The sequence below is a fragment of the Candidatus Dormiibacterota bacterium genome, assembly GCA_036495095.1.
In the GTDB taxonomy this organism is placed as follows: Bacteria; Chloroflexota; Dormibacteria; order Aeolococcales; family Aeolococcaceae; genus CF-96.
On the sequence record DASXNK010000165.1, the window covers coordinates 1 to 15,400 of the forward strand.

At 74.4% G+C, this 15,400-nt stretch carries 15 protein-coding genes; 2 read left to right on the forward strand and 13 right to left on the reverse strand.

What is annotated here, in order from left to right:
* Nucleotides 1–47: 47 nt before the first annotated feature.
* The 7 genes from glyA to VGL20_16875 form a co-directional block, all read right to left on the reverse strand.
* On the reverse strand, nt 48–1,313 hold the full coding sequence (gene glyA / locus VGL20_16845; GenBank protein ID HEY2705352.1) for a serine hydroxymethyltransferase: 1,266 nt from the start codon (nt 1,311–1,313) through the stop codon (nt 48–50).
* Between the two features lie 61 nt (nt 1,314–1,374).
* Complete coding sequence (locus VGL20_16850) at nt 1,375–1,962, reverse strand: L-threonylcarbamoyladenylate synthase (protein ID HEY2705353.1); 588 nt, start codon at nt 1,960–1,962, stop codon at nt 1,375–1,377.
* Nucleotides 1,959–2,834 (reverse strand): peptide chain release factor N(5)-glutamine methyltransferase, encoded by an 876-nt coding sequence (gene prmC / locus VGL20_16855; protein ID HEY2705354.1) that lies wholly within the window; start codon nt 2,832–2,834, stop codon nt 1,959–1,961. The genes VGL20_16850 and prmC overlap by 4 nt, the downstream gene beginning before the upstream one ends.
* A 26-nt stretch (nt 2,835–2,860) precedes the next feature.
* The gene (prfA, locus tag VGL20_16860; GenBank protein HEY2705355.1) at nt 2,861–3,934 is read right to left on the reverse strand and encodes a peptide chain release factor 1; all 1,074 of its coding nucleotides are present in this window, start codon (nt 3,932–3,934) and stop codon (nt 2,861–2,863) included.
* 23 nt (nt 3,935–3,957) lie between these two features.
* Nucleotides 3,958–4,866, reverse strand: a complete 909-nt coding sequence (locus tag VGL20_16865) for a DUF1385 domain-containing protein (protein ID HEY2705356.1) — start codon at nt 4,864–4,866, stop codon at nt 3,958–3,960.
* An 8-nt stretch (nt 4,867–4,874) separates the two neighbouring features.
* On the reverse strand, nt 4,875–5,111 hold the full coding sequence (gene rpmE / locus VGL20_16870) for a 50S ribosomal protein L31 (protein ID HEY2705357.1): 237 nt from the start codon (nt 5,109–5,111) through the stop codon (nt 4,875–4,877).
* Between the two features lie 90 nt (nt 5,112–5,201).
* On the reverse strand, nt 5,202–6,455 hold the full coding sequence (locus VGL20_16875; protein ID HEY2705358.1) for a radical SAM protein: 1,254 nt from the start codon (nt 6,453–6,455) through the stop codon (nt 5,202–5,204).
* A gap of 56 nt (nt 6,456–6,511) precedes the next feature.
* Between VGL20_16875 and VGL20_16880 the strand changes: the two genes are divergently transcribed.
* Both VGL20_16880 and VGL20_16885 read left to right on the forward strand, forming a co-directional pair.
* Complete coding sequence (locus tag VGL20_16880; protein ID HEY2705359.1) at nt 6,512–7,537, forward strand: prolyl oligopeptidase family serine peptidase; 1,026 nt, start codon at nt 6,512–6,514, stop codon at nt 7,535–7,537.
* Nucleotides 7,538–7,676: 139 nt separating this feature from the next.
* Nucleotides 7,677–8,888, forward strand: a complete 1,212-nt coding sequence (locus VGL20_16885; protein ID HEY2705360.1) for an acyltransferase — start codon at nt 7,677–7,679, stop codon at nt 8,886–8,888.
* On the opposite strand, the gene VGL20_16890 is transcribed toward VGL20_16885, so the two are convergent.
* From VGL20_16890 to VGL20_16915, 6 genes are read right to left on the reverse strand one after another with little or no spacing between them, the layout of a single operon-like run.
* The gene (locus tag VGL20_16890; protein ID HEY2705361.1) at nt 8,885–9,853 is read right to left on the reverse strand and encodes a class I SAM-dependent methyltransferase; all 969 of its coding nucleotides are present in this window, start codon (nt 9,851–9,853) and stop codon (nt 8,885–8,887) included. The two genes, VGL20_16885 and VGL20_16890, sit on opposite strands and share 4 nt — an antisense overlap.
* A gap of 33 nt (nt 9,854–9,886) precedes the next feature.
* Nucleotides 9,887–10,900, reverse strand: coding sequence for a fructose-bisphosphatase class II family protein (locus tag VGL20_16895; GenBank protein HEY2705362.1), 1,014 nt, complete (start codon nt 10,898–10,900; stop codon nt 9,887–9,889).
* Nucleotides 10,901–10,916: 16 nt separating this feature from the next.
* The gene (locus VGL20_16900; protein ID HEY2705363.1) at nt 10,917–12,575 is read right to left on the reverse strand and encodes a CTP synthase; all 1,659 of its coding nucleotides are present in this window, start codon (nt 12,573–12,575) and stop codon (nt 10,917–10,919) included.
* 39 nt (nt 12,576–12,614) lie between these two features.
* A complete protein-coding gene (locus VGL20_16905) occupies nt 12,615–13,241 on the reverse strand; it encodes an MBL fold metallo-hydrolase (protein HEY2705364.1) in 627 nt (208 codons plus the stop codon).
* A 26-nt stretch (nt 13,242–13,267) separates the two neighbouring features.
* Nucleotides 13,268–14,419 carry a trypsin-like peptidase domain-containing protein gene (locus VGL20_16910; GenBank protein HEY2705365.1) on the reverse strand — a complete coding sequence of 384 codons (1,152 nt, stop codon included), beginning with the start codon at nt 14,417–14,419 and terminating at the stop codon, nt 13,268–13,270.
* A gap of 2 nt (nt 14,420–14,421) precedes the next feature.
* Entirely contained in the window at nt 14,422–15,375 is a 954-nt protein-coding gene (locus VGL20_16915; protein HEY2705366.1) for an MBL fold metallo-hydrolase, read from the reverse strand.
* Nucleotides 15,376–15,400 lie beyond the last annotated feature (25 nt).

Sequence of the window (15,400 nt, forward strand, 5' to 3'; positions counted from 1 at the left end):
GGTACCAGGGCAGGCCCTGCAGGTCGGCGATCACCGCGGGACGCGACTCACGGCGCCGACCGGTAGCCGAGCGGGAAGCGCCGGCAGAGCGCGAGGCTGCGCTCGCGCTCCCCCTCGCGCACCGCGGCGTCGTCGAAGCCCCCGAGCATGGTGGCGACCAGGTCGGCGATCTCGTCCATCTCGGCCTCGCGCATCCCCCGGGAGGTCACCGCGGGGGTGCCCAGGCGGATGCCGTTGGGGTTGAAGGGGCTGCCCCCGTGGAAGGGGAAGGTGTTGGCGTTGACGGTGATGCCGACCTCGTCGAAGGCCGCCTGCACCGCGCGTCCCTTGAGCCCGGTCGGCCGCAGGTCGAGGAGCATGAGGTGGTTGTCGGTGCCGCCGGTGACCAGGGTCATGCCCCGCGCCACCAGCGCGGCGGCGAGCGCCCGGGCGTTGGTCACCACCTGGGCGGCGTACTCGCGGAAGGCGGGCTCGCCGACCAGCTTCAGCATCACCGCCTTGCCCGCGATCGCGTGGTTGAGCGGGCCGCCCTGCACCCCCGGGAAGACCGCCTTGTCGACCGCCTCGGCATGGGCGGCGCGGCAGAGGATCATCCCCCCCCAGGGTCCGCGCATGGTCTTGTGGGTGGTGAGGGTGACGAAGTCGGCGTGGGGCACCGGGCTCGGATGGACCCCGGCGGCGACCAGCCCGGCGAAGTGGGCCATGTCGACGAGCAGCAGCGCCCCCACCTCGGCGGCGATGTCGGCGAAGGCCGCGAAGTCGAGCACCCGGGGGTAGGCGCTGTAGCCGGCGACGATCATCTTCGGCCCCACCTCGACGGCGCGGGCACGGACCTCGTCGTAGTCGAGCCGGCCGGTGCTCTCCGAGACCGTGTAGCCCTCGAAGCGGTAGAGCCGGCCCGAGAAGTTCGCCGGGGAGCCGTGGGTTAGGTGGCCACCCTGGTCGAGCGCCATCCCCAGCACGGTGTCGCCGACCCTGAGGGCGGCGGCGTACACCGCCATGTTGGCGCTGGAGCCGCAGTGCGGCTGGACGTTGGCATGGTCGGCGCCGAAGAGGGCGGTGGCCCGGTCGCGGGCGAGGTTCTCGATCTGGTCGACGACCTGGCAGCCGCCGTAGTAGCGCTTGCCGGGCAGGCCCTCGGCGTACTTGTTGGTGAGCCAGGAGCCGACCGCGTCGAGCACCGCCGGGGGCGCGAGGTTCTCGGAGGGGATCAGCTCGAGGGTCTCCTCCTGGCGGAGCAGCTCGGCCTCGAGGAGGTCGGCCACCTCCGGGTCGGCGGCGCGCAGCGCGGGCTTCAGCTGGGTCTCGAGCAAGGATGCGGGCCTCGGGTCGTCGTCCCTCCGTGGCGTACGCACGGGTGGCGGCGGTGGGAGGTCAGCCCCCGAGATGCGGCCGCAGCTGGTCGAAGGAGACCGGCCCGGTCCGCAGCACGCGCGGGGGATCCTCGGTGAGGTCGATGATAGTGGACCCCCTCCCGTCTCCGGGACCGCCGTCGAGGAGCGCGTCGAGCTCGCCGGCGAGGCGTTCGGCCACCTCGGCGGCCGTGGTGCAGGCCGGTTCGCCGTGGCGGTTGGCGCTGGTGACCGCGAGCGGACCGGTGCGGCGGAGCAGCTCGCGGAGCAGCGGATGGCCGGGCACCCGGACCATCAGGGTGCCGCCCGGGCAGGGCACGGCGAGCCCGCCGCCGGCGATGGCCGCGAGCACCAGGGAGAGCCCCCCGGGCCAGAAGGCGGCGGCGAGGCGCCGGGCCGTCGCCGGCATCTCCACCAGCGGCTCGAGCTGCCCGGCGGAGGCGGCGAGCAGCCCGACCGCCATCTCCGGCGGCCGCCGCTTCACCGCGTAGACCCGCGCCAGGGCGGCGGCGTCGTCGGGCCGGCAGGCGATGCCGTACACGGTGTCGGTGGGCACCCCGACCACGCCGCCGGCGTCGAGCGCCGCGACCAGCGGCTCGAGCGCGCTCATCCCAGCCGCGCCTCCACCACCCGGGGGCGGCCGGCGAGGTCGTCGACCACCGCCACCTCGCCGCCGGGGCGGCCCTCCTCCACCAGCCCCACCACGGCCTCGCGGCGGCGGGGGTCGATCTCCAGGGCGAGGTATCCGCCCGGCCGCACCAGCGGCAGGCAGCCGCGGAGCAGCACCCGGTAGGCGTCGAGCCCGTCCGCCCCCGCCTCGAGGGCGAGCCGGGGCTCGTGGTCGCGGACGTCGCGCATCAGCCCGTCCATCTCCGCCGAGCTGATGTAGGGCGGGTTGCTGAGCAGGGCGTCGTAGGGGGCGTGGCCCTCGAGCGCCGCCTCCCACGACCCCTCGACCACGGTCACCCGCTCCTCCACCCCCAGCCGGGCGGCGTTGTCCCGGGCCACCGCCACCGCCGCGGCGGAGACGTCGCCGGCCACCACCGTGCAGCCGGGCAGCTCGGCGGCGAGGGTGCACGCGATGCAGCCGCTGCCGGTGCCGGCGTCGGCGAGGCGCAGCCCCTCCCCCGCCCCGCCCGCGGTGGCCCGGCACCAGCGCAGCGCCCGCTCCACCAGGGTCTCGGTCTCCGGCCGGGGGATCAGCACATCGGAGGTGACCCGGAACCGGCGGCCGTAGAACTCGCGCTCCCCGACCAGGTACGCGACCGGCTCGCCGGCGGCGCGGCGGCGGAGCAGCGCCCGCATCGGCTCCAGCTCCTCCTCGCCGAGGGGCCGGTCGTACTGCAGGTACAGGTCGAGGCGGCGCAGCCCCAGGCTGTGGGCGGCGAGCAGCTCGGCGTCGAGCCGGGGGCTCTCGCTGCCCCGCTCGGAGAGGAAGCGGGTGCTGAGCCGGACGACCTCGACCAGGGTGGGAGCGGGCACGGTGGGGAGGATAGGGAGCGGCCGGCTTACCCTGCGGGGGCCTCCTCGAGCAGGCGACGGGCCTGCTCGGCCTGCATCAGCGGTTCGATCAGGACGTCCAGATCGCCGTCGAGCACCTTCGGCAGCTGGTGGACGGTGAGCTCGATGCGGTGGTCGGTGATCCGAGACTGAGGGTAGTTGTAGGTCCGCACCTTCTCGCTGCGATCGCCGCTGCCCACCATGCCGCGGCGGGTCTCGCTCATCTCGCGCTGCCGCTCCGCCTGGGCGAGGTCGTAGAGCCGCGCCCGCAGCACCCGCATCGCCTTGTTCCGGTTCTTCAGCTGCGACTTCTCGTCCTGGCAGGTGACCACCAGCCCGCTGGGGAGATGGGTGATGCGCACCGCGGAGTCGGTGGTGTTGACGCTCTGACCGCCGTGGCCGGTGCTGCGGTACACGTCGATCTTGAGGTCGTTCTCGTCAACCTGGACGTCGACGTCGTCGGCCTCGGGGAGCACCACCACACTCGCCGCCGAGGTGTGGATGCGCCCCTGGGACTCGGTCTCGGGAACGCGCTGGACCCGGTGCACCCCGGACTCGTACTTGAGCCTGGAGTAGGCGCCGGCGCCGTGCACCTCGAAGACCACCTCCTTGAAGCCCTTCCCGGACTGGTTGGAGTCGAGGATCTCCACCGGCCAGCGGCGGCCCTCGGCGTAGCGGAGGTACATGCGGAGCAGATCGCCGGCGAAGAGCGCCGCCTCGTCCCCCCCGGTGCCGGCGCGGATCTCCACCACCACGTCGCGCTCGTCGTTGGGGTCGGTGGGCAGCAGCAGCCCGCGCAGCCGCTCGTGGGCGGCCTCCTCGCGGTCGCGCTGGACGCGAAGCTCCTCCTCGGCGAGGGCCACCATCTCCGGGTCGCTCTCGTGCCGGCGCATGTCCTCGGCCTCGGCGGCGGCCTCCTCGGCGCGGCGCCAGGTGCGGCCGGTCTCGACCACCTCGCGCAGCCGCGCCTGCTCCTGGGAGAGCTTCTGCACCCGCTCGACGTCCTGGTAGGCGTCGGGTGCGCTCAGCTCGCGCTCCAGCTCCTGGTAGCGCTCCTCGAGAGCGCGGAGGCGTCCCTCGATCCCGCCCATCGCGGCCCCCGCGATTACGAGGCCAGCGTCAGCGGTGTCCCCGAGACCCCGACGTCCCCGGCCCGCGCCAGCGCGAGGGCCTCGATGGCCACCTCGATCTGGGCGTCGTCGGGCTCGCGGGTGGTGAGCCGCTGGGTGGCGAGGATGGGGATGAGCGCGAGCCGTCCCGGAGGCGTGCGCCGCACCCTGGCGAGGCCGCGGATGCCCTCGTAGGCGATCGCCGCCACCACCGGGATCAGGATCACCCGGCTCAGCACCAGCAGCGGCACCGGAAGGCCGCCGAAGGGGGCGAAGACGACGATGCTGACCAGCGCCACCACCACCAGGAAGCCGGTGCCGCAGCGGGGGTGCAGGCGGCTCGCCCGGCGGACGTGCTCGACGTCGATCGGATCGCCCGCCTCGTAGCAGTTGATCGTCTTGTGCTCGGCGCCGTGGTACTCGAAGACCCTGCGCACGCTCGGAACCTGGGCGATGAGCCCGAGGTAGCCCAGCAGCACCCCGGCGCGAGCGATGCCCTCGATGACGACGAAGCCGACGCTGCGGTCGCCGTGGTGGATCAGCCCGGCGAGGCCGAGGGGGAGGCCGACGAAGAGCAGCAGGCCCACCAGGACCGACACGCCCATGGTGGCGCGCATCACCCGCGGGGAGAGCTGGATGTCGTCCGCCTCCGCCTGGACGTTCGCCGACCAGGTCAGCGCCCGCATCCCCAGGTGGAGCATCTCGATCAGGCCGGCGATGCCGCGGAGGAAGGGCAGCGCCCAGAGCCTGCTGGTGTAGACCCGCGAGGTCAGCGGCTCGGCGATGCTGACGATGGTGCCGTCACGGCGGCGTGCGGCGACCGCAAAGTGCTTGCGGCCGCGCATCAGCACGCCCTCGATGACGGCCTGGCCGCCGTAGAAGAACTGGTCGGGCTCGGCGGCCATGGCCTCGGTCAGCTCTTCGCGGCGGCCGCGGCGGCGGCCGCGGCGGCCTTCTCGGCCCGGCGGCGGAAGCGCTCGACCTGACCGCCGGTGTCGATGATGCGCTGGGTGCCGGTGAAGAACGGATGGCAGACCGAGCAGACCTCGGTCTTCAGCTCGGTGTGCGTCGACCCGGTGGTGAAGGTGTTGCCACAGAGGCAGCGCACCACCGCGTCAGCGTGGTATTCGGGGTGGATGGCCGCCTTCATGAGTGCTCCTGGGTCGCCAATCGGTCGCGGGGAGAGGCCCGCTCGAATCGCCCGGAGAATACCACGGGGCTGCTGTGACCAATCCCGCCGTCAGGGGATCGTGGCGGAGACGCCGCCGGCAGCCCTGGGGCGGGTGAAGTTGCCGTGGGCGACGCCGGGGAGCTCGCGGCGGAGGTGGTCGAGGGCCTCGAGCATCCCCACCCCCGGCGAGGTGGCGGGGAGCACCTCGAGCAGCCAGTCGTGGTCGACGTTGAGGCTGCGCCACTGGACCTGCTCGACGCCCATCTCGCGGCAGGCGGCGACGGTGCGCTCGAGCTCCTCGGGGGCGTCGGTGATCCCCGGGAAGGTGAGCAGGTTGAGGCACACCTGGCCGCCCACCTCCCGCATCACCCGGCCGCACTCCACGACGTCGTCCAACCCGTAGCCGGTGGGCCGGTAGTAGGCGCGGAAGACGGCGCCGGTGAACGAGATCGCGCTGATCCGCACCGAGTCGCAGCCCGCCGCGATCAGCCGGCGCAGCGCCGCCGGGCTGCTGCCGTTGGTGTTGACGTGGATGGTGGCCATGGGGTGCTCGGCGCGGATCCGGCGGGTGGCCCCCTCGAGGGCGGCGGCACGGGTGAGCGGCTCGCCCTCGCAACCCTGGCCGAAGGAGACGATCCGGGCGCCGGTTCCACCGAGGTGGTACCCGGCCAGGTCGGCGAGCTCGTCGGAGGTGGGCGCGTAGCGCATCCGCGGCTGCGGGGTGGGCACCGGGTCGGGCTGGAGGGAGATGCAGCCGAGACAGTCGGCGTTGCAGGCGGGAGACGCGGGCAGCGCCCCCTCGTAGCGGCGGTGGAAGGTGTTCTGGGCGGTGTAGCAGTTGTGCTCGAGGGCGCAGACGGCGAGCTGCTCGACCACCCGGTTGCCGGGGAGCGCGTCGCGGGCGGCGGCCACCGCGGCGCCGAGGTCGCCGCGGCGGAAGCGCTCCGGCTCCCACCAGTCGAGGTCGTCGGTGCGCGCCGCCGCCACCATCAGCCTGCCGCGGTGCTCGGCGACTGCGGTGTAGCCGAACAGGGGCAGCCGGGGCACCGTCGGCTCGGGGCGGGAGGCGGGCAGCAGGGTGCGGAGATGGCCGACGGGGAGGACGGCGGCGACGGCGAGGCCGTCGAGGACCACCTCCCGCCCCTGGCGGTCGAGCCCGAGGGCGCGGCGGCCGGGGAGGTGGGCGAGGGTCGCCGCCTCCGGCAGCGGGATGAGCCCGGCGGGGTCGAGGGCCACCAGGCGCCCCCCCGAACGCCCCGCCGGACGGGCGTCGACGGTGGTCAGCTGACCGTCCGGACCGGCGACGCAAGCACGCACGAGCACAGATGGTAGTGATCGGTCACACAGAGGTCAGAATTCCGGTGGATGATTGTGGTGCGATGCGGCTGACGATCCCCCGTCCCTCCCGGCGGCTGCTGGTGCCCGCCCTCCTGGTGGCGGCTGCCGCCGGCCTGGTCTCGGGCGGCTCGCCGGCGGTCAGCCTCGGCCCGGTGGGCACCCCGGCGCACCGGGCCGCGGCGGCCACCCACCCGGGCGGCGGGGTCGCGGCCGCCGCGCCGTCCCGCCCCGCGGTGCTGACCATCGCCTCGCTGCGCACCATGCACCGGACCGCCGGATCGCTGGTCGCCCTGGGCGCGCCGCAGCCGGCGCCGGGATACACCCTGCAGCGGATCAGCTACCGCAGCCAGGGCCTGCGGGTCACCGCCACCCTGGTGGTGCCCACCACCCCGGGACGCCACCGGCTGGTCATCGCCCTCCACGGGCTCGCCACCGCGCGGACCTACCGGATCGGCGCCGACGCCCTCCCCCTGGCGATCCCGCTGGCGAAGCACGGCGTGCTCGTGGGCGTTCCCGACTACCGCGGGCTCGGCGGCGGCGATCCCGACCCGCGCACCGCGGCGCTGCCGCTCGCCGACGCGATCGACGCCCTCAACCTCCTCGACCTGCTCCGCCACGACCCCCGGGTCGACCCCGCCCACGTCGGGCTGATCGCGCACAGCCTCGGCGGCAACATCGCCGAGATCATGCTCGCGGTCCAGCCCGGCATCCGCACCGCGGTCCTCTACGCGCCGAGCGAGAGCGAGTACTCCGCCCTCTACCTGCGCCGGCCCAGCTTCTTCGTCGGGCGGCCCGGCCTCCACGCCCCCTCCCAGGACGCCGCCCTCTACCGGGCGATGTCCCCGGGCTCCAACTTCGGCACCCTCCACTGCACCGTGCTCCTCGAGCACGGCACCGCCGACCGGGTGGTGCCGGTCCGGGCCAGCGAGGTGACCAGCCGCGAGCTCAGCGCCGCCGGCGCCACCGTCCAGCTGCGATTGATCCCGGGCGCCGGCCACGACCTCGACCGGCCGGTGTGGACGGGCCCGCTCGCCGACGGCACCGCCTTCCTCCTCACCGCGCTCTGAGTCCGGTCACCCTTCCGGACCGTCGGGCTGGCATCCTTCCGGCGGTGTCCGGCTCTCAGATTCCTCTCAGCCTCGGACCGGTACGCCCGTGGCAGTCTGTCTCCCGGCAGCGATCGACGGAGGGAGGGCGCCGGTGGGGATGACGGTGATCGAGCGGCCTGCGGTCCGCCGGACGGCGGCTCCGGAGGCCCGGCCGGGTGGCCGCCTCACCGGAGCCGACCTGCTGCGAGCGGTGGCCATGCTCAGCGTGATCGCCGTCCACGCGGTCGCCTGGATGGCGACGGCGGACGCCCCGGCGGCGGCCTTCTACGGCACCCTCGACCGGCTGCTCCGCTTCGGCGTCCCCGTCTTCGTCTTCCTCACCGGCTACGTCCTGGTCCACCGCTATCGCAACCGCGCCATCGACCGCCGCCGCTTCGCCCGGGGGCGGACCCGGCGGGTGATCGTGCCCTTCGTCTGCTGGGCGGCGGTCTACCTCGCCTGCGCCTTCGTCGTCACCCCGCTGCACGACCAGATCCACTCCCCGGCCGACCTCGGCGGCATGCTCTGGAGCGGCACCGTCGCCGGCCACCTCTACTTCCTGCCGGTCGCCCTGCAGTTCTACCTGCTCTTCGCGCTGCTCCCCCGGAGCCGCCGCGCCGTTGCCGTGCTCTGCGCGGTGGCGATCCCGCTCCAGCTGGTGCTGACCGGGCTGCGGGCCACCGGCCGGCTGCCCGAGGGTGGGGTGCTCGGCGACCTCGACGGCGAGCACGCCCAGTGGCTCTCCGTCTGGTGGCTCGGCTACTACGCCCTCGGCGCCGCCGCCGCGGCCTGGCACGAGCCCCTGGAGCGGGCGCTCCGCCGGCATCGGCGCGCCGCCCTCGCCGCCCCCCTGGTGGCCGCGCCCCCGGTGCTCCTCGACCTGTTCTGGTCCGGCGCCCAGGGCTACGACGAGATCCTCCGGCCGTCGATCATGCTGCTCACCGTCGCGGTGCTCGCCGCCGGGCTCGCCGCCGGTCAGGGCCTGGCCCGCCGCGGCCGCCGCCGCACCCAGCTGGTCGAGATGCTCGCCCAGCGCTCCCTCGGCGTCTACCTGCTCCACCCGCTGCTGCTCACCCTCACCGGCCGCGCCCTCCAGCTCGACGCCTCGCCGCTGCGGATGGACGGCGACCTCGCCCACAGCATCGCCGCCTACCTGGTGCTGGTGTTCGGCACCCTCGCCGCCAGCCTCCTCGCCGTCGGCGTGCTCTGCCGGGTGCCCGGCGGCTGGCTGCTCGCCGGACGCGTCGAGGGCCGCGGCGCCCCCGGCGAGGCCGGCCGGGCGCGCTCGCTGCCGCGCGGCGCGGTGCCGGTGCCCGTCCGCACCCGCTAACCCTCCCTCCGGAGGAACAGGACCACGCTGGTCCAGCGCAGCGAGCCGCGGCCGAGCACGATGTGCGGGGTCCGCTCCCGGTCGCCGTCGCTCCAGATCGGGTCGTCGATCAGGGCACGCGGAGGCGGCCGGTCGTCGAGCGGACCGATGAGCGCCAGCCCCGGGGTGTCGACGACGTACCTCCGCAGCGCCTCCGCGGTGAAGAACTCGGCGTCGTCGCCGCCCGCCAGGATCCACTCCGTGGCCACGCAGAGCACTCCGCCCGGGCGGAGCACTCGGGCCATCTCGCGCATCCCCCGGGCCGAGGCGTCGTGACCGCCGAAGTGCTCGATGCTGCTGAGCGAGTAGACGACGTCGAAGGAGGCGTCCTCGAAGGGGAGGTCGAGCGCGTCCGCGGCCATCGGGCGGAGCGCGGCCTCGCGGTACGGGAAGGGCGCGTACCGCGAGGGGCGGGTGAGGAAGTCGCCGGCGGCCTCGGCGGCGATGCCCCCGGCGAAGTCGCCCGCATAGAGGTCGGTCGCGATCACCTCGGCGCACCGGTTCGCCAGGTAGTAGAGGACGCACTCGTGCCCGGCCGCGACGCCGAGCGCCCGGGTGTCCGGTCCGAGGATGCCGAGCTGCTCCAGGCCGTAGACGCACTGCGTCCACTCGAACGCCTTGCGGTGGAAGCGGTGCTCGCCCTGGGGCATCCCCAGCGCGCGGTTGTACATGAGCCAGGTGGGGTCGTCCCACGCGTCCGGATGGCAGAGCCGGTTGAGCGCGCTCCGCGGCTGCTCCGGCGGCGCGGTCCGCTCGGCGACCGCGACCAGGCCGCGGTCGACGCCGTCGTCCCCGCGGGTCGCCTCCTGGAGCTCCCGGGCGATGCGCTCCATCGACCTGCGGATCACCGGGCGGCCGCGCGCAGCCTCGGAGAGGACGGAGCGGAGGCTCCGCACCACCGCCCGGCGTCGGGAGGCTGCCGCCATAGCAGCCGGGAGCGTACACCCTGCCCGGGGGCGCTAGCGGAGCCGCCGGCCCTCCTCGGGGCGGAGGGCGACGTGGTGCTTGGTGGCGATCTCGCGGAGGGTGCCGCTGCGCGCCCGCATCACCATGCTGTGGGTCTCGGCCCACCAGTTGTGGTACAGCACGCCGCGGAGCAGGCCCCCGCCGGTGACGCCGGTGACGGCCACGGCGACGCCGCTGCCGGGTACCAGCGCGTCCATGCTCATCGGCGCCTCCGGGTCGAAGCCGGCGGCGCGCACCGCCACCGCCTCCTCCTCGTGGCGCACCCAGGGGCGGCACTGCAGCTCGCCGCCGAGGCACTTCAGCGCGCAGGCGGCGAGCACCGCCTCGCGGGTGCCGCCGGCGCCGAGCATGACGTCGACGCCGCTGCCCGGCACCGCCGCCATCATCGCCGCGCCGATGTCACCGTCGCTGATCAGGGCCACCCGTGCGCCCATCTCGCGGACCCGCTCGAGCAGGGCGAGGTGGCGGGGCCGGTCGAGCATGCAGACGGTGAGGTCGCGGACGTGGACGTCCATCGCGAAGGCCACCCTGCGGAGGTTGTTCTCCGGGGTGTCGGCGATGTCGACCGAGCCGCGGGCCGCCGGACCCACCGCGATCTTGTGCATGTAGGCGACCGGCGGCGGTGCGGCGATGCCTCCCGGCTCGGCGGCGGCGGCGATGCTCAGCGCCTGGGTGAGACCGCGCGAGACCAGGCTGACGCCGTCGACGGGCACGACCGCGAGGTCGATGCGCTCACGCCCGGAGCCGATCCGGCGGCCGGCGGCGAGGGTGCCCGAGGGCTCGTCGGTCCCGAGCACGATGTGGCCGTCGAAGGGCATGCTCGCCAGCGCCTCGGCCATCGCCACCTGGGCGGCCTCGCGGGTGCCGGTCTTGTCGCCGCGGCCCAGCCAGCGGCCCACCGAGAGCGCCGCCGACTCGGTGGCTCGGAGCAGCTCGAGGGCGTGGTTCCGGTCCCGAGCCTGGCCGGCGCGGGAGCGTGAGGCGGCAACCCGGGAGACGCTGGTCATCGTCCTCCGGCGGCGCTCATACCGAGAGCCGCGGGCTGACGATGGCGGAGGGATCGGCGGGCGTGGAGGGCACCCCGGCGCGCTCGCACACCGCGCCGAGGAAGTCGCGGAACAGCGGGTGGGGCACGTTCGGCCGCGAGCGGAACTCCGGGTGGAACTGCGACGCCACGAAGAACGGGTGGTCGCGGAGCTCGACGATCTCCACCAGCCGGCCGTTGGGCGAGACCCCGCTCACCAGCATGCCGGCGCGCTCGAGCGGCTCGCGGTAGTGGTTGTTGAACTCGAAGCGGTGGCGGTGGCGCTCGTAGACCACCGCCTCGCCGTACGCCGCCGCGGCCCGCGACCCGGGCAGCAGCCGGCACGGGTAGACGCCGAGGCGCATGGTGCCGCCCTTGTCCTCGATGTCGCGCTGCTCGGGGAGCAGGTCGATCACCGGGTGGGCGGTGAAGGCGTTGAACTCGGTCGAGTTGGCGTCCTCCGATCCCAGCACCTCGCGGGCGAAGTCGATGACCGCGCACTGCATCCCCAGGCAGAGGCCGAGGTAGGGGATGCGGTGGTGGCGCGCGTACCGCGACGCCGCCAGCTTGCCCTCGATGCCGCGGTGGCCGAAGCCGCCGGGGACGACGATGCCGTCGACGCCCTCGAGCGCCGAGACCACGTCACCCTCGAGGTCCTCGGCGTTGACCCAGCTGAGCTGGACCTCGGCGCCGTGGTGCACCGCCGCATGGCGCAGCGCCTCGTTGACGCTCATGTACGCGTCGGGCATCTGCACGTACTTGCCCACCACCGCGATCCGCACCGGCGGGCGGGGGGCGTCCATCCGCGCCACCAGCTCCGCCCAGCGCTCCAGGTCGGGCGGGTCGGCGGTGATGTCCAGCTGCTCGACGATGAAGTCGCCGAGGCCCGCCTCCTCGAGGAGCAGCGGCACCGCGTAGATGGTGCGGACGTCGGGGACGTTGATCACCGCGCGGGTCTCGACGTCGCCGAAGAGCGCGATCTTGTCCTTCAGCCCCTGGTGGATCGGCTGCTCGCTGCGCGCCACGATCACGTCGGGCTGGATGCCGATGCTGCGCAGCGCGTTGACGCTGTGCTGGGTCGGCTTGCTCTTGAACTCCTCGCTCGCCGCGATGTAGGGCACCAGGGTGAGGTGGACATAGCACACGTTGCGCCGTCCCACGTCGTTCTTGAGCTGGCGGATGGCCTCGAGGAAGGGCAGCGACTCGATGTCGCCCACGGTGCCGCCGACCTCGACGATGACCACGTCGGGGCGGGGGGAGGAGTCCTCGGCGACCCGGAGCACCCGCTCCTTGATCTCGTTGGTGATGTGGGGGATGACCTGGACGGTGGCGCCGAGGTAGTCGCCGCGGCGCTCCTTGGCGATGACGCTCGCGTAGATCTTCCCGGTGGTGACGTTGCTCGCCTTGCTCAGCGAGATGTCGACGAAGCGCTCGTAGTGGCCGAGGTCGAGGTCGGTCTCGGCGCCGTCGTCGGTGACGAAGACCTCACCGTGCTGGTACGGCGACATCGTCCCCGGATCGACGTTGAGGTACGGGTCGAGCTTCTGCATGACCACGGTCAGCCCGCGCGCCTTCAGGATGGTCCCGATCGACGCCGCGGTGATGCCCTTGCCCAGGGATGAGACCACTCCGCCGGTGACGAACACGAACCTTGCCATGCGCGATCTCCAGTGGAGGTTTTTCAGATGCTAGCAGGCTCAGGGCGTCACCGCGCGCGGCTCCAGCACCACCACCCGGGTCTCCTCGGAGGTGGGCAGCGAGCCGGTGAGGTTCAGCTTCGGCTGCGGCGCCCAGCCCTCGGCCAGGCCCATCTCCTTGGCGAACTTGTCCACGGGGTCGTAGTCGCCGTCGACGCCCGGCACGGCGTAGCGCACCGGCACCACGATGGCGGGCTCGAGGGCGTTGACCAGGCGCGCCGCGGCCTGGGCCTCGAGGCCGTCGCCACCCCCGACCGGGACGGCGAGCACATCGACGTGGCCGAGGGCGTCGACCTCGCTCTCGGTGAGCTGCCGGCGCAGCCGGCCGATCGAGCACACCCGGACGTCGTCGACCTCGACCCGCATGATCGTCGTGGTGGCGTCGGCGACGACGCCGAAGACGCTCACCCCGCGGAGCTCGTACTCGCCCGGACCGCTGACCTCCTGGGCGCGCCCCTCGCCGGGACGCAGCCGGGAGAGGTCGACCTCGCCCTCGGTGTGCACCACGATGTCCGGGTTCACCCGGGGCGGACGGCTGGTCGCCCCCGGCGGGATCGGGTCGATGACCACCTCGACGTCGCGGCCGCGCAGCCGCACGCACGAGAGTCCGATGAAGGTGAGTTCCATGTGAAGCCGATGGTAGCCGGGCTTCGTCAGCCGCCGCCGACCACCACGCTGAGGGTGCGCTCGACCCCGCCGCGGACCACGGTGAGCACCACCCGCTGACCCTCGGTGAGGGCGAGGGCGACGGCGTCGAGGGGATGCTGGGCGTCGAGGGGGATGCCGTCGAGGGCGGTGACGTCGTCGCCGGCGATGAGACCGGCTGCGTCGCTGGGGCCGCCGGGGACGACGGCGCGGACCAGCGCCCCCGGGCGCAGCCCCACCGCCACCGCGGTGGCGGGGTCGAGCACCACCGCGTCGACCCCGAGGGTGGGCCGGCGGGCGCTGCCGCCACGCTCGATGGCGGCGACCAGGTCGGCGGCGCTCCGGCCGCTGAGGGCGAGCACCCCGGGCGGGGCGCCGTCGCCGCCGATGAGCACGACGCCGATCACCCGGCCGGCGGCGTCGAGCACCGGGGCGCCGTCCTCGGAGGGGTCGGCGGTGGCGTCGACGGTGGTGACGTCGACCACCGCGCCCCCGGCCACCCCGGCGGCGGCCGCGGGCACCACCCGGCCGGTCGAGCTGATCTGGCCCGCGGTGACGCTGGTGGCGGCGAAGGGGGGCGACCCCACGGTGATGGCGAGGTCGCCCGGCCGCGGCGCCTGCCCCTCGGAGCCGGCGAAGGTCAGCGGGGTCAGCGCCTTCGAGTCGGCCGCCCGGAGCACGGCGATGCCGTGGATGAGGTCGGTCCCCGCCACCGAGGCGTCGACGGCGTGGCCGTCGGGAAAGGCGATCCGGAGCCGGGTGGCCCCGCTCAGCGCGTGGGCGCTGGTGACCACCAGGCCGTCGGCGCTGGCCACGAAGCCCACCGCGAAGCCCTGGGGGCGTCCCGCCAGGTCGGCGGGGCTCAGCGGCCGGGTGAGGATCTTCACCACCGAGGGCGCGGCGGTGGCGGCGATGCTCTGGTACGAGGGGGAGACCGGGCCGCCGCTGTACGGGGAGGGCTGGGTGACGATGCGCTCCACCGGCCCCAGCCGCTGGTAGAGCCCCCAGGCCGCGGCGGCGCCGCCGACCAGGCCGACGCAGGCGCTGAGCAGGACCACCGCGAGCAACGGCGGGCGGCGCTGCGGACGGCTCCCGGGCACGGGGAGGACGATCGGCGGGGAGCCCTCCTCGGCGGCGACGGGCAGGCCGTCCTCCAGCATGGTCACGGGCGCGGAGCCCCTCCCTCCTCCCGCGAGCGGCGCTTCGCGAGGTAGCGGGCGATCCCGGCGGCGTTGCCGTGGACGCCGTTGAGCAGCTCCATCCGCGCCCGCACCGCCGCGTCGAGCTGGTCGGGCGGGGGCACGAAGGCGGCCTCGAATGCGGCGGCGATGTCCTCGACGCCCGCGTCCGGCGACTCGCGGGTCACCCTCTCGGCGAGCTCGACCCAGCGGTGGAGGGTCTCCTCCGCCTCGGCGAGGCCGGCGGCGGCGTCCGGCAGCGGGCCGTAGTGGGTGAGCACCAGCTGCTGCGGGCGCAGGGCGACGTACTTGCGGAGCGAGCCCACCGAGAGCTCGAGGTCGAAGTCGGGCGGCGGCACCGCCGGGCGCAGCGCCGGCTGCCCGGGCAGCATCACCCCCACCGAGTCGCCGACCAGCAGGGTCCCCGAGTCCTCGTCGAGGACCGCCTGGTGGTGCTTGGCGTGCCCCGGCGACTCGACCATGGTGAGATGGTGGCCGCCACCGAGGTCGATGCGCTGGCCGTCGACGGCGGCGAGGATCCGCTCCTGCGGCACCGGGAGCATCCGCCCGTAGAGCGAGTCCAGCAGGTCGCCGTAGACCCGGGCGGCGCTGTCGACCAGCCGGGTGGGGTCGACGAGGTGGCGCGCCCCCTGCTCGTGAACCACCACCGTCGCCGACGGGAAGTCGGCGGCGAGGTCGCCGACGGCGCCGGCGTGGTCGAGGTGGACGTGGGTGAGCACGATCCAGCCGAGGCCGTCGGGCCCCAGCCCCAGCTCGCGGAGATGGCGGCGCACCGTCTCGGTGCTGGTCCGCGCGCCGGTCTCGACCAGGGCGGGCCGCGGCCCCTCCACCAGGAAGCCCGCGGTGAGGCTGTCCTGGCCTCCGAGCAGGGTGTCGATCTGCCGGATCCGAGGCGCGATCATCAGGCTCTCAGGCATGGGGCCCCAGGGTACCGAACCCGGT

Coding starts and splice junctions, on each gene's coding strand:
- VGL20_16850 (HEY2705353.1), bottom strand. CDS start 1,962: ATGAGCGCGCTCGAGCCGCTGGTCGCGGCGCTCGACGCCGGCGGCGTG.
- VGL20_16865 (HEY2705356.1), bottom strand. CDS start 4,866: ATGGCCGCCGAGCCCGACCAGTTCTTCTACGGCGGCCAGGCCGTCATC.
- rpmE (HEY2705357.1), bottom strand. CDS start 5,111: ATGAAGGCGGCCATCCACCCCGAATACCACGCTGACGCGGTGGTGCGC.
- VGL20_16880 (HEY2705359.1), top strand. CDS start 6,512: ATGCGGCTGACGATCCCCCGTCCCTCCCGGCGGCTGCTGGTGCCCGCC.
- VGL20_16885 (HEY2705360.1), top strand. CDS start 7,677: ATGACGGTGATCGAGCGGCCTGCGGTCCGCCGGACGGCGGCTCCGGAG.
- VGL20_16890 (HEY2705361.1), bottom strand. CDS start 9,853: ATGGCGGCAGCCTCCCGACGCCGGGCGGTGGTGCGGAGCCTCCGCTCC.
- VGL20_16895 (HEY2705362.1), bottom strand. CDS start 10,900: ATGACCAGCGTCTCCCGGGTTGCCGCCTCACGCTCCCGCGCCGGCCAG.
- VGL20_16900 (HEY2705363.1), bottom strand. CDS start 12,575: ATGGCAAGGTTCGTGTTCGTCACCGGCGGAGTGGTCTCATCCCTGGGC.
- VGL20_16905 (HEY2705364.1), bottom strand. CDS start 13,241: ATGGAACTCACCTTCATCGGACTCTCGTGCGTGCGGCTGCGCGGCCGC.
- VGL20_16910 (HEY2705365.1), bottom strand. CDS start 14,419: ATGCTGGAGGACGGCCTGCCCGTCGCCGCCGAGGAGGGCTCCCCGCCG.
- VGL20_16915 (HEY2705366.1), bottom strand. CDS start 15,375: ATGCCTGAGAGCCTGATGATCGCGCCTCGGATCCGGCAGATCGACACC.